The following is a 25398-nucleotide window of genomic DNA, read 5'->3' on the forward strand; positions in this document are numbered from 1 at the left end:
CTTGAGGTTTTTGTTTTAGTAAGCAAAATGTGCCTTTTGGGGCGCATGGTGGACTATACCAAACGGTTGTTGTTGTCTGGGAAAGCTAAGGATGGTTTGAAGGTTTTGGCTGCTTCAAAATCCATGTAGCCGTAGCCGATGATAATCACAATGTCACCTACTTGGGCTTTGCGTGCCGCAGGCCCATTGAGGCAAATAATACCGCTATTGCGTTCACCTTTAATCACATACGTTTCCAAACGCTCGCCGTTGTTTACATTCACGACTTGCACTTTTTCGTTTTCGATAAGGTTGGCCGCGTCCATAAGAGCCTCGTCGATGGTGATACTTCCCACGTAATGCAATTCGGCTTGCGTTACGCGTGCGCGGTGAATTTTTGATTTACAAACTTCTATTAACATAGTTGAATTAAATAAAAAGCTGGCTTGCAGCCAATTAGATACACAATGAAGTGTTTATTTTTCAATTAAAATATTATCAATGAGCCTTACATCGCCCAAGAATGCGGCGATACAAAGCGCAATAGATTTTTCGGGTGAATAATGTTTTATTGATTCGAGTGTCTGGCCGTCGGCAATTTCAAAATATTCCAGTTTAAAACTTGGTTCGGTGGCCAACAGTGCGGCTACTTCTTCTTGAATTTGACCAAAATCTTTGGTAGCCAAAAGGCTTTCTGCCTTTTGAAGTGCTTTATACAAAAGTGGCGCAATGGCTCTTTGCGTGGCGGTCAGGCGTTTGTTACGCGAAGACATGGCCAAGCCGTCTTCGTCGCGGATAATGGGGCAACCAATGATTTGGACAGGAAATCCCAAATCTGCTACTAGTTGTTTTACCACCAAATATTGTTGTAGGTCTTTGAGACCGAAATAGGCTTTGTCGGGTTGCACCAAGTGCAATAATTTTGAGACGATAATCCCCACGCCATTGAAATGCCCAGCGCGAAAAGCCCCTTCCATGACCGTTTCCAATGCGCCAAAGTCGAAACGTGTGCGCGGCGTGCCTGTGGGATACATGGTTTCGCTGGTAGGCAAAAATAAGTAATCGCAGCCTGCCTCTTGCAGTAGTTGGGTGTCCTGTTCGATGGTTTTGGGGTAATGTAGAAAGTCGTCGGGGTTGTTAAATTGTGTCGGATTGACGAAAATACTACATACGGTTACATCGTTTTCGTTCCACGATTTTTCGATAAGTGAGGCATGTCCGTCGTGTAATGCACCCATTGTAGGCACAAAACCGATGCTTGCCCCTTGTCTTTTACGCTCGTTGAGGAGTGCTTGGAGTTCGTGGGGCTGATGTATAACAGATAACATAGGCTTTAGGGTAGTAGCCATTTGTGTGTAAAAATGCTACAATATGTTCAAAATCAGTTGTTTATAGAATACGTGTGTGCTTGCAAGCTTGCGAGGCCTAAGATAGGCGGCGCAAAGCTACATTTTATTGCAAACAAAAAAAGTTGAGAAATGATATTTTTTTTGTTAATTTTGCGTTCCCAAACTTTTGTCTAATAGCATTTTATTAGAGTATATATATATGTCGAAACTACGGATACTTTATGTAGCGAGCGAAATCAACCCGTTTTTGCAAACTACCCAAGTGGCAGATTTCTTGCGCAAGCTACCGCAAGCCATGCAAGAAAAAGGAATGGAAATCAGAATTTTAATTCCGCGTTTTGGTTTGATAAATGAAAGAAGAAATAAATTGCACGAAGTGGTGCGTCTTTCAGGAATCAACATATCGGTAGGAGATGAGGAGAAACCGTTAGTCATCAAAGTTGCATCTATCCCCAACGCGCGTTTGCAAGTCTATTTCATTGATAATGAAGATTATTTCCAGCGCAAATCAGTATTTTTTGATAAAGATAACCGCTTTTATGCCGACAACGACGAAAGAGCTATCTTTTTCTGCAAAGGCGTGTTAGAAACGGTGAAAAAATTAGGTTGGTCGCCAGACATCGTGCATTGCAACGATTGGATGACAAGTCTGATACCCATGTATCTGAAAACCACCTACAAAAAAGACCCTGTTTTTAAAGATACCAAAACAGTGTTCTCTGTGTACAATAATTCATTTGATTATAAGTTTGATAGTAGTCTGGTGGAGAAAGTAAAAATGATGGACATAGAAGACTCAATGTTGTCTGCTTTGCTTTCTGCCGATTATGAGGGATTTGTGAAAATAGGAGCAGAGTACGCTGATGCGTGCATCAAAGCTCCCGAAGAAGCAAATCCAAGCCTTGATAAACTATTTTCAGAACTTCATAACGCAAAAAAAATTGAACACATTCTCGAATCAGAAGAAGATGTCGTCGAATCTTACTTCAATCTTTACACAGAACTTATGGGCTAACGCCAAAATGGGGCTAATAATATGTTTATTAGCCCTTTATACTTTACCTTCTTGCGAAGACCCCAACCGCATAGGGCTTGACGTTCAGCCCGAAGAAGATTTAATCAATGCCATTTATTTGGATAACCTGCCTGTTAATACCTACACCATGATGCGTGATTCTGTTTATACGTATTCTTCTGGTGGGTATTTGGTAGGCTCTTATCTAGACCCTCAATTTGGCCGTACTACTGCTGAGGCTTATGGTCAAATATACACAACAAGTATTAGCTTTCCTGCAGGAGAAACGCGCACGTTGGACTCTATTGTCATGATTCTTGATTATGCGTATAATTATTATGGAGACACAAGTAAAATACAGCATTTCAAGATATACCAACTACAAGATACGCTTACAGCACCGTTGTATGCCAATTCTGAAAAAGCCGTAAAAGCTGGAGCGGCTTTGTTGGGCGAGACATCATTCAAACCTAATCCAGGGGGTACCGATGCGGTGGCTCGGATTAAGTTAAATCCTGCATTGGGTAATCAGATTCTCAACAAACAAACTTGGACATACACGGAGCTTTCACGTGATTTTCCTTCATGGTTTGTTATAAAACCTGATATTGATAATAACACATGTATATTAGATTTTGCTATCCTGAAGAATGAAACAACAACTGATAGTAAATCAGAAGTGAAAATCTATTATAAAGGAACAACTGGTGTTACTACTACTGCTAAGACACTTTCGCTTAACATTATTAATGGCAATAGATTTAATCAAATAAAAGGAAATAGGGCTGGTACATTTTTGAGTAATGTCAGTGCCCCTAATTTGGTAAGTTCTAGTACTACGAATCAATTAGTGGCGGTGCAAAGCGGTACTGGTATCAGAGGGTATCTAAATTTCCCATTCTTGGATAATATTCCTCAGTATTTTAATGGAGCGAATAAAATAAAGATAGTGAAGGCTGAATTGGAGTTGAAGAGCCAATATGCTACGGGAGAAATGATAGCTCCTGCCGCACTGTATCTGTCGCAACCCCGAGAAAAGTATCCGCAGACGCGTGTGCCTCTGATAGATGTAGATACAACAATAGGGCTTAAAACTGAATCGTATATGTATAATTCATCAGGAACTACCTATTATACTGCTTCTCGCACAATACTAAGCAAGCAGGATACTATCAATCATTTATACACTTATACACTTCCGCTTACTTCGTATTTTAATGATGTTTTGCAGGGGCAAGTGGATAATAATGGGTTAATTATTACAAGTGCCAGTACCAGAACGTCTGTTTCTCGTTTACTTTTTGGCGATCAAAATAATACGACAAATCCCCTACGTTTGAAACTATACTATATAAAATTAGACTAATGGGTTACTTTTTTTAAAATAATTGTATAGAATTGCAGGTGTTTTTAACACACAATTAAAATTAACGCTAGGAAACATTTTTTAATATTTAACTCATTACGACCAATTTATGTGTGGAATCGTAGCTTATGTTGGCCATAGAGAAGCCTATCCGATTATTGTTAAGGGTCTAAAACGCCTTGAATATCGCGGTTATGATAGTGCAGGTATTGCTCTTTTGAACGGCGGCCTGAATGTATATAAGAAAAAAGGTAAAGTTGTTGATCTTGAAGCAACACTTACAGAAGAAGAGTTGAGCAGTAAAATTGGTATTGGTCATACGCGTTGGGCTACACATGGCGAACCTAATGACAGAAATGCCCACCCGCATTATTCTTCTAATAAAAATTTAGCCATCATTCACAACGGAATCATAGAAAACTATGATTCTTTGAAAAAGGAGCTAACGGCACGCGGGCACGTATTTCATAGCGATACGGATTCAGAAGTTTTTATTCACTTCATTGATGATATTTACCAAAATACAAAATGTAGTTTGGAAGAAGCTGTTCGTTTGGCTTTGAATAAAGTTGTAGGAGCTTACGCCATTGTTATTATTGACGAAAATGCACCAAACCAACTTATTGCAGCTCGCAAAGGCAGCCCGTTAGTGTTGGGTATAGGCAAAGATGAATTTTTCTTGGCTTCGGATGCTACGCCAATTATTGAATATACTAATGAGGTGGTGTATCTGAACGATTATGAAATTGCAACGATCCGTGATGGTTCGTTAAGTATTCGTAACGTGGAAGATATTCCTTCTACTCCTTACATTCAGAAGTTGGAAATGCAACTGGAAGCTATCGAAAAAGGTGGTTATGAGCACTTCATGCTGAAGGAAATTTTTGAGCAACCACGTTCGATAAGTGACTGTATGCGTGGTCGTTTGGACGCAAACAGAGGCCATTTGGTGTTGGGTGGCTTGCGCGAATACATTAATAAGATTGTTAATGCAGACCGCATTTTGATTGTGGCCTGTGGTACATCTTGGCATGCAGGCACAGTAGCCGAATATATTTTTGAAGAATTTACGCGCATTCCTGTGGAAGTAGAGTATGCTTCAGAGTTTCGTTACCGTAACCCAATTATCAAAGAAGGTGATGTGGTGATTGCTATTTCTCAATCAGGCGAAACGGCGGACACATTGGCGGCTATTGAGTTGGCTAAATCTAAAGGAGCAATTATTTTTGGTGTGTGTAATGTGGTGGGTTCTTCCATTGCAAGAGCATCGCATGCAGGTTCTTATACGCACGCTGGCCCTGAAATTGGGGTAGCAAGTACCAAAGCATTTACAGCTCAAGTTACAGTACTTACAATGGTTGCCTTATTAGTAGCACATCGTAAAGGTTCTATTACGGAGGCGCGTTATCATGAGTTATTGACTGACTTGGAGCAAATTCCAGTAAAAGTAGAAAAAGCCTTGGCTCTCAATAAGCAGATTGAGTATATCGCTGATATTTTCAAGGATGCGCGTAATTTCTTGTATTTGGGTCGTGGGTATAATTTCCCTGTGGCTTTGGAAGGAGCATTGAAGCTAAAAGAAATTTCTTATATCCATGCGGAAGGTTACCCTGCGGCAGAAATGAAGCACGGACCAATTGCTTTGATAGATGAAGAAATGCCAGTGGTATTTATTGCTACGCATGATAGTTCTTACGAAAAAATAGTTTCGAATATTCAGGAAGTAAAAGCGCGTAAAGGAAAAGTAATAGCTGTGGTAACTGAAGGCGATACCCTTATTCCTAAAATGGCTGATTTTATTATTGAAGTTCCTGCTACGAACGAAGCTATTATGCCACTAATTTCTGTAATTCCATTGCAATTGCTTTCATATCACATTGCCGTGATGCGTGGTTGTAATGTGGATCAGCCTCGTAACTTGGCTAAATCTGTAACAGTAGAATAAAGAATTTTATACTAATCTATCAATAGCGACTAAGGCAAATAAAGTGTTTTTAGTCGCTATTATTTTTAACCAAAGGTCATGATAAAGAATTTACAAACTGCTTTTTGTTTTTGCTTATTTGTTTGCTTATCGGTTTCTTGTATTCCGAGGAAAAGTTATATTTATCTTCAGAGTAAAGTAAAACCTGAGCCTGATTCTGTCTTTTTGAAAGTAGAAAAACAAAAATATTTAGTAAGACCTGGAGATATTTTATATATAACAGTTTTGTGCCCAGATCAAGAAGCTGTTGCTTTATTTAATATTGAGAGTGCTAGAAATAGTACGACAGGAAATAGTTCTAGCAATATGGGTGCTGGGGGAGGATATTTTAGTGGATATATTATCAATGATAGTGGCGAAATTCGTATGCCGATGATTGGTAAAATCAATGTACAAGGTCTCCCGCTGGATTCTATTGATGCTCGTATTTCTCGTAAATTATCTTTGTATTTAAATGATGTAATTGTAAAAGTAAGGTTATATAGCTTTAAAATTACGGTTTTAGGAGATGTCAAAAATCCTGGAGTTCAAAATGTTATGGCAGAGCGATTTACTATTTTAGAGGCTATTGGAAATGCCAATGATTTGACGGATTATGGTGATAGAAAACGGATAGAATTGTTGCGAGCTACACCAGATGGTTATATGGTACATAAAATAGATCTGACTGATCAAGACTTAGTTAAATCTCCGTACTTTTTCATGGCTCCTAATGATATATTGTATGTCAAGCCAATTACGGCCAAGATGGTACGTTTAAATTACCCTGTATATGGTTATATAACAACAGGGGTTAGTGCCATATTATTGGCCTTGTCTTTATTTAATAGATTTTCTAACTAAAAAATATTAGATATTTTGCTAAATTTCTGATATTTTTATCGCATCATTTAATCTTTATTTTTATAAAAAATGGGAATATTCTCAAGATTCGTTGATATTTTCAAGGCAAATGCCAACGATTTGGCCGACAAAGCCGAAGACCCCGAAAAAATGATTAAACTCATGGTCGTGGAAATGCGCGAAGGTCAAGTAAAAGCAACCGCCGCATTAGCACAGGCAATGGCCAATGAAAAACGTTTGGAGGCGCAAACAGCTAACTTCAAAAGACTGGCCGAGGAAATGCACGGCAAAGCCGTAAAAGCATTGCAAGGCGGTAATGAAGAACTTGCAAAAGCTGCTTTGGCCAAAAAAGCACAAGCAGACCAGCAATATGCGCAGTACAAACAAATGTTTGAATCGGCGCACGCTACGACTTCCCAAATCAAAGAACAAGTAGATAGACTCAAAGCCAAACTTGATGAGGCGGTAATGAAGGAATCTATGTTGATTGCCCGCAGCCAAAATGCGAAAGCACAATCTGATGTAGCCAAGAAATTGGGCGGTTTGGACAATAGTTCTTTTGCGAAATTTGATAAATTTGAGGAAAAAATTCTTAAAATCGAAGCTGAGGCACAGGCATTTACGCAACTTGCTGACGAAAACACTTCGATTGATGAAGAGTTGCGCAAAATGGAGAAAAACACTCAAGTGGACGACGAGTTTGCCAAACTTAAAGCCCAACTTGCGGGCGGCTCAAATCCTACGGCTATCGGAACGGGCGGCACAACGGCTACTCCTTCGGCAGACGATGAGTTGGCCAAACTCAAAGCCCAATTAGGTCAACAGTAGGTTTTTAGTTTTACTTTTCTCTATCAAAAATCAAGAAAATGCCTAAGTTTCAGATATTAAAAGAAGGTGTAAATGAAGCAATTATTGCTTCTACAAACCAAAACATTGAGCATTATCTTTCACAACTTTTCGACGAATACGAAATCGTGAAAGTAGATGATATTTATTCGTTTAGTTTCGGAACGGTTACAGTTTGTATTCGTGTAGTGCCTTGGCACAGCGAAGATGCCTTGGTTTCGGTATTCTCATATTTGGCCGAAAACGTAACTGTTTCAGAAGAATTTGCTAAAGAATTGTTGCATCTGAACGCAACCATTCCGTTTGGTAGCTTCGGGCTAAGCTTTGACTCAGTAGTATTTACTTACTCATTGCCAGCCAGTAACTTAGACTTTAGCGAATTTTCGGCAGCCGTTCAAACGGTAGCCTATATTGCTGACGAATACGACGAAATGGTAAAAGAAAAAGGCGGTATTGTTACGCTATAATTTTGCCCTAAAAAGATAGAAAATGCCTCTGTTTACTTTGGTGAGTCAGAGGCATTTTTGTTTTATTTCTTCTCTTCTTCGGCTTTGAAGTCAAATTTATAAATGTCGTCGAGACTATTGTTACTTTTGAGCGTAAAATCCAGATTTTTGATAAGCCCATTTCCCAAATCATAAACCCAGCCATGTAACACAGGTGATGGGCCTTCTTGCCATGCGCGTTGGATTGATGTAATCTTCGATAAGTTATACACTTGCTCCAAAACATTTAATTCACTTAGACGATTGGCTCTTATATTTTCGTCTTCGATGGCCTCCAATTCGCGGTCGTGCAGGCGGTACACTTCTTTGATATTACTGAGCCAGTTATCCAAAATACCAACGGTACTGTTGCTCATGGCAGCTCTTACACCTCCGCATTGATAATGGCCACAAACAATAATGTGCTTTACTTTCAACACACGAACGGCATAATCAACCACACTCAATACATTCATATCGGTATTAACGACCAAGTTGGCAATGTTGCGGTGTACGAAAAGTTCGCCTGGCTCTGCACCCGAAATGCTTTCGGCAGGTACGCGGCTGTCCGAGCAACCTATCCACAAGATAGAAGGCGATTGCCCTTGCGATAAATCCTCAAAATAACTGGGGTCTGTTTTGAGGCGTTCCTCCACCCACTGTTTATTGTTGTCTAAGAGTTGATGTATGATGCTGCTGTCTGTCATATAAAATTGATTGGGTGTCAAATGTTGTTGCTCATTGAAAATAGATTCTTACAAAAATATAGCAAAAAGTTAAAGGGTAAGTATTTTTTATACAAAATTTATAAAATCTAAATCGTTTGCCCTACTTTTCATTTAATATATTTGCAAATATTACTTGAATAAATTTTGACTAAAATGTTTGAACTTTTTAACCGATAAATTGTTGTTTAACACTGTTTTAGTATCTTATTTATTCACTAAAATTATAAAATAATACTATAAAAATATGAATAAACAAGTCATTGCCTTTTCATTTGTTTTGGCGAGCCTGACGGCTACCGCACAGCCTTTGCGTTCGTTGGTAGCACCAACGCCTCAGCCTGCCGCTACACAACAACCTGTTAATGTTGCTCCCGTTCAAAACACACAACCTGTTATTGAATTTGAGAAATTAAAACATGATTTCGGGACAATTCGTGAAGAAGGTGGGCCACAGAAATACCGCTTTGTTTTTACCAACAAAGGAAAATCGCCTTTGAATATTAAAAACGTACAGGCTTCGTGCGGTTGCACTACGCCCGACTGGACAAAAACGCCAGTAGCTCCAGGCAAAAAAGGTTTTGTGGAAGCTGCCTACGATCCGAATCATAGACCAGGTAATTTTGATAAACAATTGACCGTGACCAGTGATGCAACTGCGCCAGTAATCGTGTTGGGCATAAAAGGAACGGTAACGCCGCGCGTGAAAACACCAGCAGATTTGTATCCTGATAGCTTAGGACTTACCAAAAAGTTGCGCATGGTGTCGCGCTACATGAACATGGGTCGCGTGTCGCCGTCCAAACCTTCTACCGAAAAATTTGTAGTGTATAATGCTTCCGACTCGGCCATTTCGTTGGGTACAATTGCTAACTTGCCCAAACATTTGACCGCCAAAGTAGAACCTGCGGTTGTGTTACCAAAAGCAACGTCGGAAATTATCATAACCTATGACGCAAAAGTTCGTGGGGACTGGGGCTATACTAATGATGGTTTGCAACTTAGCTATGCCACCGTTCCGACCAAAGCCAAGAAAGCGGCCAAAAGTGGCAAAACTTCTTACAGTTACGATTTAGCGAAAGCCAACGCTCCTAAAAATTTGCCTTTGTCGGTGGTAGCCACCATCGAAGAAGAGCCGCGTAAACTTTCGGAAGATGAAGCAGCCAAATCGCCAAAAATGATTTTTAACAAAAAAGAACACAATTTTGGAGATATTAAGTTGGGTGAAACGGTAAATACGGAGTTTGTATTTACCAACAAAGGCGGCGCACCATTGCAAATTTTCAAAACGAAAGCAAGTTGCGGCTGTACGGCTTCTTCGCCCGAAAAAACAACTTTAGCCCCAGGCGAAAGCAGCAATATTAAAGTTTCGTTTAATACAGTTGGCAAACACGAAGGCGACCAACAACAATCGGTTACCATCTATACCAACGACCCGTCTGAGCCTACGCAAATGATTACTATCAAAGGAAAAGTAGTAAAAGCGGAAGCTATTAAACTAGAAAAATAATTGATTATCAGTTTTGATATAAAAACAAAAAAGCGTGGCTTGTAAGAAGGCCACGCTTTTTTGTTGCGATAAAATCAATCTTGGATTACATGCGCGAGGGAACAGACACGCCGAGCAAGCCCATTGCTTTGCGCAATACTTTGGCTGTGAGTTCGGAAAGTGCCACGCGGAAGGCTTTTTGTTGTTCGGTTTCGGCAGAAAGTACAGGTACTTCGGCCACGAAACGGTTATACTCACGTGCCACGTCGTAGGCGTATGCCGCAATTGTCGCAGGTGAATAACTTTCGGCAGCCTCGCGGATTTTCTTAGGGAAGTCGGCAAGCAAAATAATTAACTCACGTTCAGCGGTTTGCAACGCTGGCAAATCCGAATAGTTGGCTTCCACTTGTTGTTCTTTGGCTTTGCGCAAAATCGAAGAAATACGCGCGTGCGTGTACTGAATGGCCGTTGCCGTATTGCCTTGTAACTCAATAGATTCTTCGGGGTTGAAAAGCATACGTTTCTTTGGCTCAACTTTCAGCAAGAAATATTTGATAGCCCCGATGCCAAGCATTTCGTACAATTCGGCGGCTTCTTGTTCGCTATAGTCGGCCACTTTGCCCAAAGCCAAGGTGCGTTCTTTGGCAGTGCTTACCATGTCGCCCATCAATTCATCGGCATCAACTACCGTTCCCTCTCTGGACTTCATTTTTCCCGAAGGCAAATCCACCATGCCATACGACAAGTGATACAAACCGTCGGCGTAGCTGCGGCCTAATTTTTTCAGGATTAAGAAAAGTACATTAAAATGGTAATCTTGCTCGTTACCAACCACATACACAGATTTTTGAGCAGCAAAATCCGCAAAACGCAAATCCGCTGTTCCCAAATCTTGGGTAATGTACACGGACGTGCCGTCGGCGCGAAGTACGAGTTTCTCGTCGAGGCCGTCGGCGGTCAGGTCAATCCAAACCGAGCCGTCAGGTTTACGGAAAAACACGCCTTTTTGTAGGCCTTCTTCCACGATGTCTTTGCCGAGCAGATAGGTATTGGACTCGTAATAATATTTATCAAAATTCACGCCCATGCGTTTGTACGTGGCCTCGAAACCTTCGTAAACCCATTCGTTCATTTGTTTCCAAAGTGCGACAGTAGCCTCGTGGCCGCGTTCCCAGTCTTGGAGCATGGCTTGCGCTTGCAACATAAGCGGAGCTTGTTTTTTTGCTTGGTCTTCGGCGATGCCTTGTGCTTTGAGGGCATCTACTTCGGCTTTGTAGTGTTTGTCAAACTCCACGTAGTATTTGCCGATAAGGTGGTCACCTTTCATGTTGGCAGACTGTGGCGTTTCGCCATTACCAAATTTTTGGTAGGCGAGCATTGACTTACAAATATGAATGCCTCTGTCGTTTATGATATTGGTTTTCACAACGTTATAACCTGCCGCCGCTAAAATTTGCGATACGGAAAAGCCCAAAAAGTTGTTGCGCAAGTGGCCTAAGTGCAAAGGCTTGTTCGTGTTGGGCGAAGAATATTCGACCATTACGGTTTGGTTGTTTTCGGGCAACTGACCAAAATCTGAAGCACTGGCCATCGTTTGAAACTGATGTTGCCAAACCGAGTCGGCTACGACCAAGTTCAAAAAGCCTTTCACTACATTAAAGCCACTGATTTCTGTCAGATTTTCTAATATAAATTGTCCTATTACTTTCCCTGTTTCTTCAGGATTTTTGCCAGATATTTTACCATACGGAAACGTAACGAAAGTGTATTGTCCTTCAAATTCTTTACGTGTAGGCTGCAAAGTTATATCGTGGGCTTCTAAAGAAGAGTTGAATAATTGCTTGAAAGCAAGGCTAATCCCAGCCTTAATGACATTTTCTATGTTCATGAGTTTGTGTAAATCTTTTGGGGTGCAAATATGCGAATATTCGTGTTGACTGCGTTAATTATTTTCCGTAACAAAACACGCTTGAGTAATGTTATGTGTTAGCTCTTTGCTCTTTTTTAGTTTTTTGCATAAAGAAAACTAAATATTTTTTTCTGTATAAAATAATGGCAGTAGGCGTATAAACCAGAATATACATTGGAAAACAAGGTGATAACCATTTTTTTATATTGTAATAGATAGTGTTATGTAGTGTATGATATTGTATTGAATGTTAGAGCTTTATAATATTAATAACAAAATTTTTCTAAATTTGCTTGATTAAATTAACTATTAAATCTCTTTTTATGAAAAAAATGAAACTCTTTCATTTTTTCTATGTATTCTTTATGCTGGTGTCCGTAGGGGCACAGGCTACGAGTTATACGTGGAATGGTTCTGTATCGTCGGCTTGGAGCAATCCGAGCAACTGGACACCCAATTCGGGCGTGCCTTCTGCCACAGATGACATCGTGATTGTCTCGGCAGCTAATGTGCCACAATATAATGGTGTTTCGGGTGGCTGCACCAATCTTACCCTTACATCAGGTACACTTGATTTGGGTAGCTTCGCATTTACAGTAAGCGGCAATGCTACGTTTACGTTGGGCACTATTAAGAACGGTTCGTTTGTCGTGTCGGGTGCGACCACAGCATTGTTTGGCTCGGTAGGGCCAATTGTTTTTGACTGTCCAGTAAGTATTACAGCACAGACAATGGCCGTGCGTAATGCTACATTTAACAATACGGTTACGCTCACCAAAACAGGCAGTAGTAATGATAATAGTGTAGGAAATAATACGTTTATGGGGGCTACTACCATCAATAATAGCGGTAGTGGTTACTTTTTATTTGGGAGCAGTTCGCCTGATAATTTTCAGGGTGCTGTTACGGTAAACAATATGGGTTCTTCGTCTGTACACTTGGCTTATGGCTCATTGGGTAATACATTTGGTTCTACATTAACCATCAATCAAAATAGTACGGGAAGTACGACTAATAGTATTGTTTCGGTTGGTAGAGGCAATAACAGTTCGGCCACAATTGCTGGAGTTACCACATTTAATGGAGCATCTGCGGCAGCGGGAAGTTTGATAGAGCTAGGCAGTGGAAACGGCTGTAACTTGCAATTTAACTCGGCAGTCAATATTACGCAAGCTAGTACAGGTACAGGAGACCATGATGTAAGTATTGCTAATACGTCAGGTACAGTCGTATTTAATGGTGCGTTTACTTATATAAATACGTCGTCTGGTTGTAATAATTCACGATTTTATATAGCAGAAAGTAATTCGGCGGGTAATGTTACATTCAATGGAGATTTTACGTACAACAGTAGTTCTTCGGCAGTGGCAAGTTCTTATATGCGTATTCTCAGAGGTAATGTAGCTTTTAATGAAAACATAATAGTAAGCAGTACTGCTACGGGTGCAGGAACTATCGGTGCGTATTTCGGTTGGACCAGTACTTATACAGGTATAGTTACTTTGGCTTCGGGTAAAACGGTAAGTATTGGAGCTGATGGTTTTAATAGAGGTACTCTTAAGTTTGAGAACTTTAAGCAGTTGGGAGCGACAGCTCAAAATATTACACTTACAGGTACAGCCGCTTTGTACTCGGAGACCAATACTGTTTGGAATGCCGATGTAAATTTTAAAGCACCGCAACTGTATTTAAATGGAGCTACCTATAATGGAGTGGCTATATTGGAGAAAAATGGTACAACGGATAATGCTGGTGATGGCGGTAATACGTTTAATGGGCTAACAACCATTACGAGCAGTGGTTCGGGTAGTTTGAGGACAGGAAATCTTAATGCGGACGTGTTTAATGCTGCTGTTACGTTTAACAATACAGGAACACACGCTATGTATATAGCTTATAACCACACTGGTCAGACTACGACCTTTGCTTCGACCGCTACTTTTAATTCCAATAAAACAGCATCGATGGGTTCTACAGCAGGTTTTGTTATTGCAGAGAGTGTTGGTAATGTGGTGTTTAACGGAGCTGTTGTATTTAATGTGGACGGCGGAGGAGTAGAGTCTGATATCCGTTTGGGTAATCCAGCATGGGCAACAGGTATCTCTACGTTGACTTTCAATGACAAACTTACGGTCAATGTAACGAATAGCAACACAATAACGGAAGTCTATTTGGGCTTTGATAAAGGTATCTGCATCTTCAATGAAGATGTTGAGCTAACGAATACAGGAGGTGGTCGAGGTATTTATTTTAGCTCGGGTTCATTATCCACATGTACTTTGGCGGCAGGCAAAAAAGTTTTGATAGGAGCAGCAGGTTTTAATGCAGGGACTTTGAGTATTTATCGTTTTATGCAGGTTGGCAGTACAGCGCAAGCCATTACTTTGACAGGTACAGCGTCATTGATTTTGGGTACAGGTAGTGTTTGGAATGGTGATGTTAATTTTGTTTCGCCGCAACTGTATTTGAGTGGAGCTACCTATAATGGGGTAGCAATATTGGAGAAAAATGGCGCAACGGATAACGCTGGTGATGGCGGAAATACCTTTAATGGCCTGACCACAATTAACAATAGTGGTACAGGATACTTGCTTACGGGATATGTTAATGCTGATGCGTTTAATGCAGCCGTTACATTTAACAATACAAGTGCGCATGCTATTTATGTTGCACATAACCATACTGGTCAGACTACTACCTTTGCTTCGACTGCTACTTTTAATGCCAACAAAACAGCTTCTACGGGTTCTGTTATGGCTTTTATGATTGCGGAAAGTACTGCGGATGTGGTGTTTAATGGAGATGTGGTATTTAATGTGGATGGTGGAACCATAGAATCTGATATTCGTTTGGGCAATCCTGCATGGACGGGAGGAGTCTCTACGTTGATTTTTAATGGTAAGCTTACGGTCAATGTAACAAATAGCCACCCAACAACAGAGGTGTATTTGGGTTATGATAAAGGAGTGTGCAATTTTAATGAAGACATAGAACTAACCAATACAGGAGGTAGTCGAGGAATTTATTTTAGTTCTGGTACACTTGCGACTTGCACTTTGGCCAGCGGCAAAAAACTATTGATAGGAGCAGCAGGTTTTAATACGGGAACTTTGAGTATTTATCGTTTTACGCAGGTTGGCAACACGGCGCAAGCCATTACTTTGACAGGCGCAGCTGTTCTGGTTTTGGGTACTAGTAGTGTTTGGAATGGTGATGTAAACTTTGTGGCACCGCAACTGTATTTGCACGGTACTATTTATAATGGTGTAGCAACTTTGGAGAAAAATGGCGCAACAGACAATTGGGGTGATGGCGGCAATACCTTTAATGGGCTAACCACAATTACAAACAGTGGTACAGGATATTTGCTTACAGGTGGTACTAATGCCGATGCATTTAATGCTGCTGTTACGTTTAATAATACAGGGGCACATGCTATTTACGTTGCGCATAGGCACACAGGCCAAACCACAACTTTTGCGTCCGATGTGGTCTTTAATAGTAATAAAACAAGTATTGCAGGCTCTTCTGTCGCATTTTTCATTACAGAAGGTAATGCTAATGTTAGTTTTAATGGGGCTGTAACTTTTAACATTCTTGGTGCGATGCGTTCGGATGTTAGGGTTGGTAATAATGCGAGTGCCAATGGTACCTTTAATGGAAAAGTAACAGTCAATAGCAATTCATCTGCTTCTACTAGTATTACTTTTGGCTTGTCAAGTCCTGTTATTTTTAATGATAATATAGAGGTTACGAATACGGGTTTGACCAATATTGCTTTTGGGGCTAGTTCAGCTACCTCTTCAGCGATGTTAGCCGATGGCAAAACCGTTACGATTGGTGCTGCTGGTTTTTCGGGTGGCTCATTGTCGTTTATCCGCTTTACGCAAGTTGGTAACACGGCGCAAACTTTAACCCTGACGGGTACAGCTTTACTTACACTTGGTATAGCCTCTACTTGGAATGCCAATGTAGATTTTAAAGCACCTCAGTTATTATTGGCAAATACTGTTTATAATGGTGTTACTGTATTAGAGAAAACAGGAGCAAGTGATAATCACTCCAGCGGTGGCAATACCTTTAATGGTGTAACGACAATTACCAATAGTGGCTCTGGTTATTTGCTAGTTGGGGGTACAAATCCTGACTTTTTTAATGCGTTTACCACTTTTAATAATACGGGTGCAAATGCCATTTATATTGCTTATAGTCATAGTGGCCAGATGACTGTATTCGCTTCAGATGTAGTGTTTAATAGTAATAAAACAGCATCAACAGGCTCTAACACGACATTTTTTATAACAGAAACTGCTGCCAATATAAGGTTTAATGGGACTGTAACTTTTAATATACTGGGTGCTGTGCGTTCAGATGTGAGAGTTGGTAATGGAACTGGAAGTGTCAATACTTTTATGGGTAAGGTTACTGTAAATAATAGTAATACGAATGCTTCCACGGTTATCAATTTACCCATCAATGGTACAGCTTTATTTAATGATAACATTGAGCTTACCAACGTAGGTGGCGGTGTTGTGCCTATTACATTTTGTAACAATGCTTCTGCTTCGGCTACTTTAGCCGATGGTAAAACAATAACGGTTGGTGCTGCTGGATTTGATTCAGGAACATTAAATATCTATCGTTTTACGCAACAAGGCACTACTCCTCAAGCCTTAACTTTTACGGGGACAGCCACGCTGGTGGTTTCGACAGGTACGGTTTGGAATGGCAATGTAAACTTTTCTGCTCCGAATGTTTATTTAAGTAATACCCTTTATAATGGTACAAGCCTTATTTCCAAAACAGGTAGTGGAGCCAATAACAGTAGCGGTGGTAATACGTTTGTGGGCGTTTCTAATATTCGTAATACAGCTAGTGGGATAATTCGTTTGGCTAATACAGCACCAGATATTTTTACAACTGATTTTACGGCTGATAACGTAGGATCGGGTAGCATGGAATTGGCATACGGTTCGGCTGGAAACGTTTTTGGTGGTACTACAACAATTAATAATACAACAAGTGGTGCTAATCCCACTAGCTCTATTGCTGTTGCTAGTGGGGCAACAGCTACATTTGCGGGGACTACGATTATTAATAACACTCCTATGGGTAATAGCAGTACATTCCATTTAGGACATAATGGAGCTACTGTTACTTTTAATGCGCCGCTGACAATTAATCATGGTGCTACAAGCCTTGGTTCTCATGATTTTTATATAAATTCAATAGGAACAGGTATCTATAATGCAGATGTAGTTATGAATAACACTTCTACGGGTGGATCTAATTCTAGACTTTATATAGGAGAATCTAGCAATAGTGCTACTACTGCATTTAATGGAAACTTTACTTTCAATAATACAAGTACAGCGACATCCGAATCTTATTTGCGTATATTAAGAGGTACAGCATTCTTTAATGGAAATATAAATCTTACCAACACGGCCATAGCCTCAGCCTCTAATGGCTTTTTGGTAGGTTGGAGTGGGTATAATGGGAATGCAGCGTTAGCAGACACGAAGACGTTTAATGTCGGAACATTTAATACGGGTATGATTCGTTTATACCGTTTCACGCAATTAGGCACTACGCCGCAAAACATTAATTTGACGGGCAGTGCTCGTTTAGAAATTGGTCTGGCGGGTTACAGTAGTACCATGAACGGAAATTTGACTTCTTCTGTGGTTGATGGGGCTATTTCATTAAATGGTTCTACTTTTAATGGTTCTGTCTCCGCGATCACTTCTGGCGCAAACTCTTCTATGGCGTTTACGAGTAATATTTTTAATGGAGCAATAAACTATACTTCTCCATCACAGAGGTTTACGGGCAACACGTTCAATGGAACGGTGGCTATCACGAAGACTGGAACATCAAACAATGATAGCAACGGCGGTAATATCTATAATAGCTCGGCAAACTTTACAGTTACCAATACAGGGCGTTTGAGACTCGGTAGTACCGCTGCCGACGACTACAATGGTAATGTTACTTTCCTTCAAAATGGCACTGGTTTGCTATTACCAGCTTATACTAATGCTTCTACGTTTGCAGGCAATATTTCGACGATTGGTTCTGGAAATGCGATTACTTTTTCGAGTAGTGGCGGCACTGTTATTTTAGATGGTGCGGCAGACCAAACTTGGAGTGGTGACGTAGTCAAAGCCCCTGCTGTTAGTCGTTTAACAATTGCTACTAGCAACAATTCAAATCTAAATCTAGCAGTTCCTTTAACCATTTCTACTACACTTACGCTGACAAGTGGCCTGATTAATACTTCTGCTACTAATTTGCTTATTATGGCCAATGGCTCGGCGGCTTCGTCAGGCAATGCCCTTAGCTATGTAAATGGTATTATGAAGAAAATAGGCAATACGGCCTTTACATTCCCTGTGGGTGCGGGTGGTTACTGGGCGCGTTTGGGTATGATCCCTGTTTCGGGTTATGCCACTACCACAGAATTTACTTGTCAATATTATGCCTCAGCTCCCGCAAACAATGCTAATGCTGCGTATATGAATCCAGGTATTACTTATGCCAGTGGTGTAGAATATTGGGATTTGAAACGTGTTACAGCAGCAGGACCTACTTGTCAAGTAACATTGTACTGGGAAAATTCGGTGCGCAGTGATTTGAACTCTTCAGCTCCTTCAGACTTGGTGGTGGCGCATTTCTCTTCATCTACCAACAAGTGGGGTTCGCAAGGAGGTTCGCCAGCTTCAATTCCGAGTGCGGGTAGTATTACTTCTACTTCTACGCTATCAAGTTTTAGCCCGATTACTTTTGGTTCTATTGCAGGGTTGCAGCCGTTGCCAATTCAGTTGCTTTCTTTTGACGCGCAGGCGCAAAATTCGGGTGAGGTTTTGGTAAAATGGATTACCGCTTCTGAGCTAAATAATCAAGCATTTGTGGTGGAACGCGCTGCGGATGGTCGCAACTTTGAAGCCATCGGGACAATACAAGGTGCAGGAAATAGCCGCGAAACCCGTAATTATAGCTTCTTAGATCAAAAGGCATTGCAAGCAGGCGCGTATTATCGCCTTAAACAAATAGATTTTGATGGCGCGTTTACTTATTCGTCTATCGTAAAGGTGAGCGGCTCAAAAGCTACTTGGGCGATGTATCCGAACCCTGTGGCCAAAGGCCAAATGGTTTGTGTAGAATTAGGTGCAGAAAATGTGCAGGAAGTAAACCTAACGGTTACAGATGCTTTGGGTAGGGTAATGCTTGAAAAAGTACTAATGACTCAAGGTCGCATTTTGCTCAATGATTTTGCAATATTGCCAGAAGGCGTGTATGTGGTACGTGCAACTGCTGGCAACGAAACATTTATTCAAAAGCTTGTAATTCAATAATTATAAGTTAATTATTACTTCAAAAAGGTCTGTTATATTGTTGCGTTTGGTGGCGTGGCAATATAACAGACCTTTGTTATATATAGATTTTTATTTTTATGATAAAAAAATAAATTATTTGTTAAGCGTAATATTTGTGAATATTTAGCATAAAAAAGTATGATATAAATGGCTTTAATTGAAAGTATTTATTGCTTTTAGATTATAAATGCTTTATTTTTGCCCCTCTTTAGCCCTGTACATCAAGTGTCTTAAATATGTAATATTATGAAATTACTAAAAGAAATTGCTACAAATAATAAAAGAAATCGCTTTTTCTTTACAAAACCCCTGACCATTGCAGTGGGGTTGCTATTAGTTGTAACGCAGTCTTTTGCTGCCAACACACAAACGCAGGATTCATTGATAATAGCAGGTAAAGTATTTGATAAGGTATCGCAACATCCCATCAAAGCAAAAGTATATTATCGCGACATTCCCAATGGCAATATCATTGGCTTTTTGGATACGGAAGACAATACGGGTGCTTTTAGCATTGAGCTATATGAACGCAACCAGTATGCCATTGAAGTCCAAGCAGCAGGCTATTTGTCTGGGTATGTGGTGGCTAATGCTACGGACGAAAACAATCATTCCTTTGCGCAGGATTTAGCTTTAGAGCCAATTCAAGCCAAACAAACAATTGATTTGCGCAGTGTTTCTTTTGGTGAAGATAATGAATTATTGGTGAGCTCTTATGACGAATTGGATAGACTGGTTGCACTGCTTCAGCTAAATCCAACGCTTACCATTACCGTGGGCAACGGAGCAAAAGCCCCTGCGAGCTCCGAGCAACGAGATTTACACCTTAAAGCTCTTCGACATTTTCTTATCAAAAGAGGAATTGCTCGTGCACGTGTCAAACTTTTGCCAGATGCTTCTAAGCCAACATCAAGCACCGAACAAGTAGTAGAAGTAACCGTGCTTAAACCTTAATTTTTTGCCAGCTATCAAAAACTAACGTGATTAGTCATGAATAAAAAACTGTTACTCAGTATTGCTTGTTCTTGTATTGGTTTTAATTTGGTTGCGCAAAAGGCTCACCAACAATGGGCTACTTCTGTTATTGAAGTTTCTTCGCAACTTTCCAAAACGCAATATAGTGCCGAACAAGCACTCAAACGTCCTAATGTGTTGCCAGGTTATGGGGAAAACCCTAGTGCTTGGGTGCCAAGTGCGGGTGGTTTGGAGTATTTGAAAGTGGGGTTTGATAAACCGACACAAGTTTGCCAAGTGGCCATTGCCGAGTCTAACTTCCCTGGTAGTTTATACCAATTGTTTTTGTACGACACGCAAGGCAAGGAATATTTAGTTAATACCTTTTCGGCCAAATCATTGGCCGCCAAAAATCGCTTATTACGTGTTTATTTTCCACTTACATCGTATAAAGTAGCTGCCGCCAAAATCGTATTGGATGTGTCGCGTATGCACGACCAGCCAGCCATTGATGCGATTGGTATCTCGGATTCGCGCCGACCTATTGAATTAGAAATCACGCTTTCCGAAGAGAGTGAGCGTTATTTGTGGGCAGAGCATTTGGGCGAAGGGGTTAATAGTCCTTACCGCGAACACATGGCGGTGCTTACTCCTGATGGAAAAAATCTATACTTTAGCCGTCAAAATCATCCGAATAATATTGGTGGTACAACCGATGAAGATATTTGGGTTTCTACATTAGATGAGAAGCATAATGAATGGAATGCCGCTACTAATATTGGAGCACCGCTTAATAATGCGTATCCAAACTTTGTTTGTGCTATTTCTAAAGATCAAAAAGATCAACCATTCTTTTTGTTGGGCAACCAATACAAAGAAGATGGCTCGATGACAGACGGAGCATCCACTTGTTCGCTTGCGCCACAAGGTTTTACCAAGCCTCAAAACGTTAATATTCCTGATCATCATAACTCATCGGTTCATACAGATTATTACATGACTACCGATCATAAAGTATTGCTAATGGCCATTGAAAGTTTTGACGCAATTGGCGACCGCGATATTTATGTGAGTTTCAAAAAAGGAGACAACTCTTGGTCCGATCCCAAAAATTTGGGAAAAGACGTTAATACTGTAAGCGAAGAGTCGGCTCCTTTTATGGTGGCTGGTGATAACACTACACTTTATTTCTCTTCAAAAGGACATAGTGGTTTTGGCGACAGCGATATTTTTATTACCCGCCGCCTCGACGATACTTGGGAGAAATGGTCTGAACCCGAAAACTTAGGACCAGTACTTAATACGGCTTTTGATGATGCGTATTATTATGTATCGCAAGCTGGCGATTATGTTTATTATTCTCGTGGCGTTTCTAGCGAAGATGTGGACATTTTCCGTATTCCGTTTTTGCGCAATGCCGTACCTAAACCAGTAACTGCCGTTGCGGTGGTAAAACCAACGATGCCAATGACTCTGACAATCAATAAAGGTCGTGGCGAATATGTAGCTTATAAAGCTCCTACTATCGAAGAAGTGATTGCTAAAAATACAGGCGTGGATACGACAGGTAACGGCTCTTTGCTTACGCAAAAAACATTGGCTTTGGCAGACCAAACCACGACCCCAGATGCCAATGACCCTGTTACCAAAACGGCCAATGTTCGCAAAGCAGTAGATGAATCTGGCGCAAGTACGGTGAGCAGTGGCAAATCTGGTATTAAAACAACATTACCTGACCCGAAAGCAAATCTTTTGCGTAGGGATAAAAATATTAGCAAATACAAAGTTCAAAGCGAAAACAACACTACGACTTCTGTCAATACCAACACGCCGTCTGATATGGAAATCACTATTACAGACAGTACAGAGTCAAACTCAAACGTAGCAAAAGGTTCCTCTGGAGCTAAGAAGTCAACCAGAATCCCGCGTTCTGTGTTAGAGGAGTTCCGCCGTACGATGGTGGCGTTCTCTGTGGGAAAATCCTTAGTTCCTGAAGATATTAAGCCGCAATTGTCTAAGTTGGTGATTATTATGAAAAAGTATCCGTCTATTTCTATCGAGATTGATGGCCATACCGACAACTCTGGTAATGCAGAATTAAACAAGAAACTCTCCGAGCAGCGTGCCGCAACTGTGAAAGCATATTTTGCAGAAAATGGCGTAAATCCTGATCGCGTTCGTTCGGTAGGTTTTGGTGAAGAGCGTCCACGTTTCAGCAACGAAACCAAAACGACACGTCAGAAAAACCGCCGCGTGGAGTTCGTGCCAGTTGTGAAATAAGTATTTTAGATTTTTAGCAATAAAAAAAGGAGGTCAAAATAAATTGGCCTCCTTTTTTATTTTTATTTAATATCTAATTCTTTAATCAAATGTCCTGCTCCCGCAAATTTGTCTATGATAAACAGCGTGTAGCGAATATCAAGCGTAATGTTACGGCATTGTTCGGAGTCGTACATCAAATCGCTCATTGTTCCTTCCCAACAGCGGTCGAAGTTTGTACCGATAAGTTCGCCGCGAGCATTTAGCACTGGGCTACCCGAATTGCCGCCAGTCGTGTGATTAGATGCAATAAAAGCCAACGGCATTTTGCCTTTTTCACCATAACGCCCAAAATCTTTTTTCTGATAAAGCTCTTTGAGTTTGGCAGGAACTACAAATTCATCTACACTCGGATTTTCTTTTTCCATCACACCGTCCAGCGTAGTTTGCACGCCGTAAGTAACCGCGTCGGCGGGTTGGTATGGTTTCACTTTTCCGTAAGCTACGCGCAAAGTGCTGTTTGCATCAGGATAAAACTTTTTATTGGGCTGCATTTCGCGCAAACCTTTTACATACAAACGGCTTTGCAACTCGATTTGCTGTGCAGTCTGTTGATACACAGGCAGTATGTTTTGGATATAATGGTCGTTGCACGATTTCCACAAGCTATAAAGTGGGTCATTTGTAAGAGCCGCCACATTCTTTTTGCGTAATTCATCCCATAACTTGCTGGCTTTCTGCGGACTCACCAAATACGAATTGGCGTAGGCATAGTCAGCATATTTCCCGAAATCGCCGCCAAATTTTTCGGTAACAGTCTTGAATATCGCTGGATGATATTCTGGTTTAATGTCTTTGTAATAAGCCGACATACACACCACAAACAATTTTTTATCCGTTGGTTGGTGATAATCTTTGAAGAAATCTTCGGTTTGTTCTTTTATGATATTAAAGAAACGTTCAGGGTTTTTGGTCGTCGCGATACTGTCCGCAAATACTTTGTACGCCGAAGCATAGGCCAACACGTCCGCCGCAAAAACGGCATCACGCTGATAATCAACATTTAAAATGATTTTATCAATGGTTTGATACGCTTTTTCCAAAGAAGGCAGCACTTGCCCATATTCTGCGACACGTTCTGGCGTAGCATTTGCCCATTGCGTAAACTCTTTTTCTAAGGCTTGTTTTTTCTCAATAGCCTGTAAACGCTTTAGGCCTTTCAACTCGCCCGACCATTTTTTCCACGCATTCGCAATGTCCGATTGCTTGGCCGAATATTGAATACGAATCGTATCAGAAGAACGCATGGCCTCATCTATAATATTGAGACGTTGTGTGCGCAGTGCAATTTTGTAAGGATTTGATTTTTGGGTAATAATATTAAGCGCATACGAAGTCAAATACTCCTGTGTGCGACCTGGGAAGCCCATCACCATCGTAAAATCATTGGTTTTGATGCCTTGCGTCGAGATGGTCAGACACTTTTTAGGTTTGTAAGGCACATTGTCTTTAGAATAAGCTGCAGGTTTGTTGTCTTTGTCTGCATAAATTCTGAAAACTGAAAAGTCGCCCGTGTGGCGTGGCCAAACCCAATTGTCTGTATCGCCACCAAACTTTCCGATAGCCGAAGGAGGCGCACCCACCAAACGTACGTCTTTAAAAACCTCCGTAACGAACAAATAATATTCTGTACCATAAAAAAATGGTCTCACAAACGAACTATAATGTGTTCCCTCTACGGCTTTCGCGCGAATCTTGTTTACGTTGGCCGTTACAATTTTCTCGCGTTCTTGTTCGCTCATGCCACGAGCTGTTCCTTCCAACACGGCTTTGGTTACATCTTCCATGCGCACTATTATAGTAGCGGTAAGGCCAGAGTTCGGCAACTCTTCTTGTTTGTTCATTGCCCAAAAGCCATTTTTGAGATAATCGTGTTCTACGCTGCTGTGTGTTTGGATAGCGTCGTAGCCGCAATGGTGATTGGTGAGCAAAAGTCCTTCGTTAGAAATAATTTCGCCAGTACAGCCACCGCCAAACAACACAATTGCATCTTTAAGGCTCGATTTATTGAGGTTATAAATATCGTCGGCAGAAAGTTTCATGCCTTGCGCCTTCATTTCTTTTTCGTTGAGTTGCTTCAAAAATAGCGGCAACCACATTCCTTCGTCGGCGCGAGATGTCAGAAACGTGCCCAATAATAGAATACTAAGCAGTAATTTTTTTGTGTTAAACATGATAAATGAATCTTTAATGATAAACTCTTATGATAAGGGCAAAGATAACTTTTTCGTTTTGTTGGCCTAATCTGCGTGTTTTTCTTGCTTTAAAAGTCCTTTGTTAAAAACATTCATTATGTAATTTGCTGAAAATAAGGCTCTTGATAAATAAATTAAAAATAAGTTGTTGGAAAATTAGGAAAATAAGGAAAAAGGGGAGATGTTTGCAGCCCGATAAAGGGGGAGGTGCTCGAACGAGGGCGTTTCTGGGTGGAGGCGAGAGAGCTTTATAATGTTGTTAGCTAACGAGTTATAGGGGGCGATAAAAAAACTCAAAAAATATTTGCGAAAATATTTGGAGAATAAAAATAAAACGCTGACTTTTGCAACCCGATTAAGGAAGAGCGGTTCTAATGAGAGCGGCTTTAAGTCTTGAAAGAAGGAAAAAGAGCTTGTGTTGAGCGATTGATACGAGTAGAGACTTGAAAAAACTTTAAAAATTTTTGAAAAAGATTTGGAAGTTAAAAAAAAGTTTCTGACCTTTGCACCCCGATTAAACGAGAGAGGGGTTAAGATTTTGAAAAGCGAGGCACTGAAAAA

The 25398-nt window shown here is 40.6% G+C and carries 16 protein-coding genes; 10 read left to right on the top strand and 6 right to left on the bottom strand.

Annotation, left to right across the window (positions count from 1 at the left end; translation table 11 throughout):
* Nucleotides 1-53: 53 nt before the first annotated feature.
* The gene (gene panD, locus BM090_RS14430) at nt 54-401 is read right to left on the bottom strand and encodes an aspartate 1-decarboxylase (RefSeq protein ID WP_091514769.1); all 348 of its coding nucleotides are present in this window, start codon (nt 399-401) and stop codon (nt 54-56) included.
* A gap of 54 nt (nt 402-455) precedes the next feature.
* Nucleotides 456-1328: a pantoate--beta-alanine ligase gene (gene panC, locus BM090_RS14435; protein ID WP_245756738.1), complete on the bottom strand. Its 873-nt coding sequence runs from the start codon at nt 1326-1328 to the stop codon at nt 456-458.
* 199 nt (nt 1329-1527) lie between these two features.
* Between panC and BM090_RS14440 the strand changes: the two genes are divergently transcribed.
* The 6 genes from BM090_RS14440 (at nt 1528) to BM090_RS14465 (ending at nt 7849) form a co-directional block, all read left to right on the top strand.
* A complete protein-coding gene (locus tag BM090_RS14440; protein WP_091514776.1) occupies nt 1528-2343 on the top strand; it encodes a glycogen/starch synthase in 816 nt (271 codons plus the stop codon).
* A 7-nt stretch (nt 2344-2350) separates the two neighbouring features.
* Nucleotides 2351-3709 carry a DUF4270 family protein gene (locus BM090_RS14445; protein WP_221405408.1) on the top strand — a complete coding sequence of 453 codons (1359 nt, stop codon included), beginning with the start codon at nt 2351-2353 and terminating at the stop codon, nt 3707-3709.
* Between the two features lie 109 nt (nt 3710-3818).
* Nucleotides 3819-5654, top strand: coding sequence for a glutamine--fructose-6-phosphate transaminase (isomerizing) (glmS, locus tag BM090_RS14450; RefSeq protein WP_091514783.1), 1836 nt, complete (start codon nt 3819-3821; stop codon nt 5652-5654).
* Nucleotides 5655-5732: 78 nt separating this feature from the next.
* Nucleotides 5733-6536, top strand: a complete 804-nt coding sequence (locus BM090_RS14455) for a polysaccharide biosynthesis/export family protein (RefSeq protein WP_091514788.1) — start codon at nt 5733-5735, stop codon at nt 6534-6536.
* 69 nt (nt 6537-6605) lie between these two features.
* A complete protein-coding gene (locus tag BM090_RS14460; protein ID WP_091514791.1) occupies nt 6606-7364 on the top strand; it encodes a PspA/IM30 family protein in 759 nt (252 codons plus the stop codon).
* A 38-nt stretch (nt 7365-7402) separates the two neighbouring features.
* Nucleotides 7403-7849, top strand: coding sequence for a YbjN domain-containing protein (locus tag BM090_RS14465; RefSeq protein WP_091514795.1), 447 nt, complete (start codon nt 7403-7405; stop codon nt 7847-7849).
* Between the two features lie 62 nt (nt 7850-7911).
* Here BM090_RS14465 and can read toward each other — a convergent pair whose 3' ends face one another.
* Nucleotides 7912-8574: a carbonate dehydratase gene (gene can / locus BM090_RS14470; RefSeq protein ID WP_091514798.1), complete on the bottom strand. Its 663-nt coding sequence runs from the start codon at nt 8572-8574 to the stop codon at nt 7912-7914.
* A gap of 265 nt (nt 8575-8839) precedes the next feature.
* On the opposite strand from can, the gene BM090_RS14475 reads away from it, so the two are divergent.
* A complete protein-coding gene (locus tag BM090_RS14475; protein ID WP_091514802.1) occupies nt 8840-10102 on the top strand; it encodes a DUF1573 domain-containing protein in 1263 nt (420 codons plus the stop codon).
* Between the two features lie 85 nt (nt 10103-10187).
* Here the strand turns inward: BM090_RS14475 and argS are convergent, their stop codons facing one another.
* Nucleotides 10188-11969: an arginine--tRNA ligase gene (argS, locus tag BM090_RS14480; RefSeq protein ID WP_091514805.1), complete on the bottom strand. Its 1782-nt coding sequence runs from the start codon at nt 11967-11969 to the stop codon at nt 10188-10190.
* Between the two features lie 353 nt (nt 11970-12322).
* Between argS and BM090_RS14485 the strand changes: the two genes are divergently transcribed.
* The 3 genes from BM090_RS14485 (at nt 12323) to BM090_RS14495 (ending at nt 22603) form a co-directional block, all read left to right on the top strand.
* Complete coding sequence (locus BM090_RS14485; protein WP_177199953.1) at nt 12323-19348, top strand: T9SS type A sorting domain-containing protein; 7026 nt, start codon at nt 12323-12325, stop codon at nt 19346-19348.
* 267 nt (nt 19349-19615) lie between these two features.
* Nucleotides 19616-20323: an OmpA family protein gene (locus BM090_RS14490; RefSeq protein ID WP_091514810.1), complete on the top strand. Its 708-nt coding sequence runs from the start codon at nt 19616-19618 to the stop codon at nt 20321-20323.
* Nucleotides 20324-20359: 36 nt separating this feature from the next.
* Entirely contained in the window at nt 20360-22603 is a 2244-nt protein-coding gene (locus tag BM090_RS14495) for an OmpA family protein (protein WP_091514812.1), read from the top strand.
* Nucleotides 22604-22665: 62 nt separating this feature from the next.
* On the opposite strand, the gene BM090_RS14500 is transcribed toward BM090_RS14495, so the two are convergent.
* Nucleotides 22666-24816, bottom strand: coding sequence for a S46 family peptidase (locus tag BM090_RS14500; protein ID WP_091514814.1), 2151 nt, complete (start codon nt 24814-24816; stop codon nt 22666-22668).
* Nucleotides 24817-24993: 177 nt separating this feature from the next.
* Nucleotides 24994-25398 (bottom strand): hypothetical protein (locus BM090_RS18685; protein WP_221405409.1); only part of this gene is annotated, 405 nt, incomplete at its 5' end.

The sequence above is a fragment of the Flexibacter flexilis DSM 6793 genome (genome assembly GCF_900112255.1).
GTDB classification, from domain to species: domain Bacteria; phylum Bacteroidota; class Bacteroidia; order Cytophagales; family Flexibacteraceae; genus Flexibacter; species Flexibacter flexilis.

What these genes read in the sequence shown, in the direction of transcription:
- BM090_RS14500 (WP_091514814.1), bottom strand. Translation starts at nt 24,816, where the DNA reads ATGTTTAACACAAAAAAATTACTGCTTAGTATTCTATTATTGGGCACG.
- argS (WP_091514805.1), bottom strand. Translation starts at nt 11,969, where the DNA reads ATGAACATAGAAAATGTCATTAAGGCTGGGATTAGCCTTGCTTTCAAG.
- BM090_RS14490 (WP_091514810.1), top strand. Translation starts at nt 19,616, where the DNA reads ATGAAATTACTAAAAGAAATTGCTACAAATAATAAAAGAAATCGCTTT.
- BM090_RS14460 (WP_091514791.1), top strand. Translation starts at nt 6,606, where the DNA reads ATGGGAATATTCTCAAGATTCGTTGATATTTTCAAGGCAAATGCCAAC.
- glmS (WP_091514783.1), top strand. Translation starts at nt 3,819, where the DNA reads ATGTGTGGAATCGTAGCTTATGTTGGCCATAGAGAAGCCTATCCGATT.
- BM090_RS14465 (WP_091514795.1), top strand. Translation starts at nt 7,403, where the DNA reads ATGCCTAAGTTTCAGATATTAAAAGAAGGTGTAAATGAAGCAATTATT.
- BM090_RS14440 (WP_091514776.1), top strand. Translation starts at nt 1,528, where the DNA reads ATGTCGAAACTACGGATACTTTATGTAGCGAGCGAAATCAACCCGTTT.
- BM090_RS14495 (WP_091514812.1), top strand. Translation starts at nt 20,360, where the DNA reads ATGAATAAAAAACTGTTACTCAGTATTGCTTGTTCTTGTATTGGTTTT.
- BM090_RS14475 (WP_091514802.1), top strand. Translation starts at nt 8,840, where the DNA reads ATGAATAAACAAGTCATTGCCTTTTCATTTGTTTTGGCGAGCCTGACG.
- BM090_RS14445 (WP_221405408.1), top strand. Translation starts at nt 2,351, where the DNA reads ATGGGGCTAATAATATGTTTATTAGCCCTTTATACTTTACCTTCTTGC.
- panD (WP_091514769.1), bottom strand. Translation starts at nt 401, where the DNA reads ATGTTAATAGAAGTTTGTAAATCAAAAATTCACCGCGCACGCGTAACG.
- panC (WP_245756738.1), bottom strand. Translation starts at nt 1,328, where the DNA reads ATGGCTACTACCCTAAAGCCTATGTTATCTGTTATACATCAGCCCCAC.
- BM090_RS14455 (WP_091514788.1), top strand. Translation starts at nt 5,733, where the DNA reads ATGATAAAGAATTTACAAACTGCTTTTTGTTTTTGCTTATTTGTTTGC.
- BM090_RS14485 (WP_177199953.1), top strand. Translation starts at nt 12,323, where the DNA reads ATGAAACTCTTTCATTTTTTCTATGTATTCTTTATGCTGGTGTCCGTA.
- can (WP_091514798.1), bottom strand. Translation starts at nt 8,574, where the DNA reads ATGACAGACAGCAGCATCATACATCAACTCTTAGACAACAATAAACAG.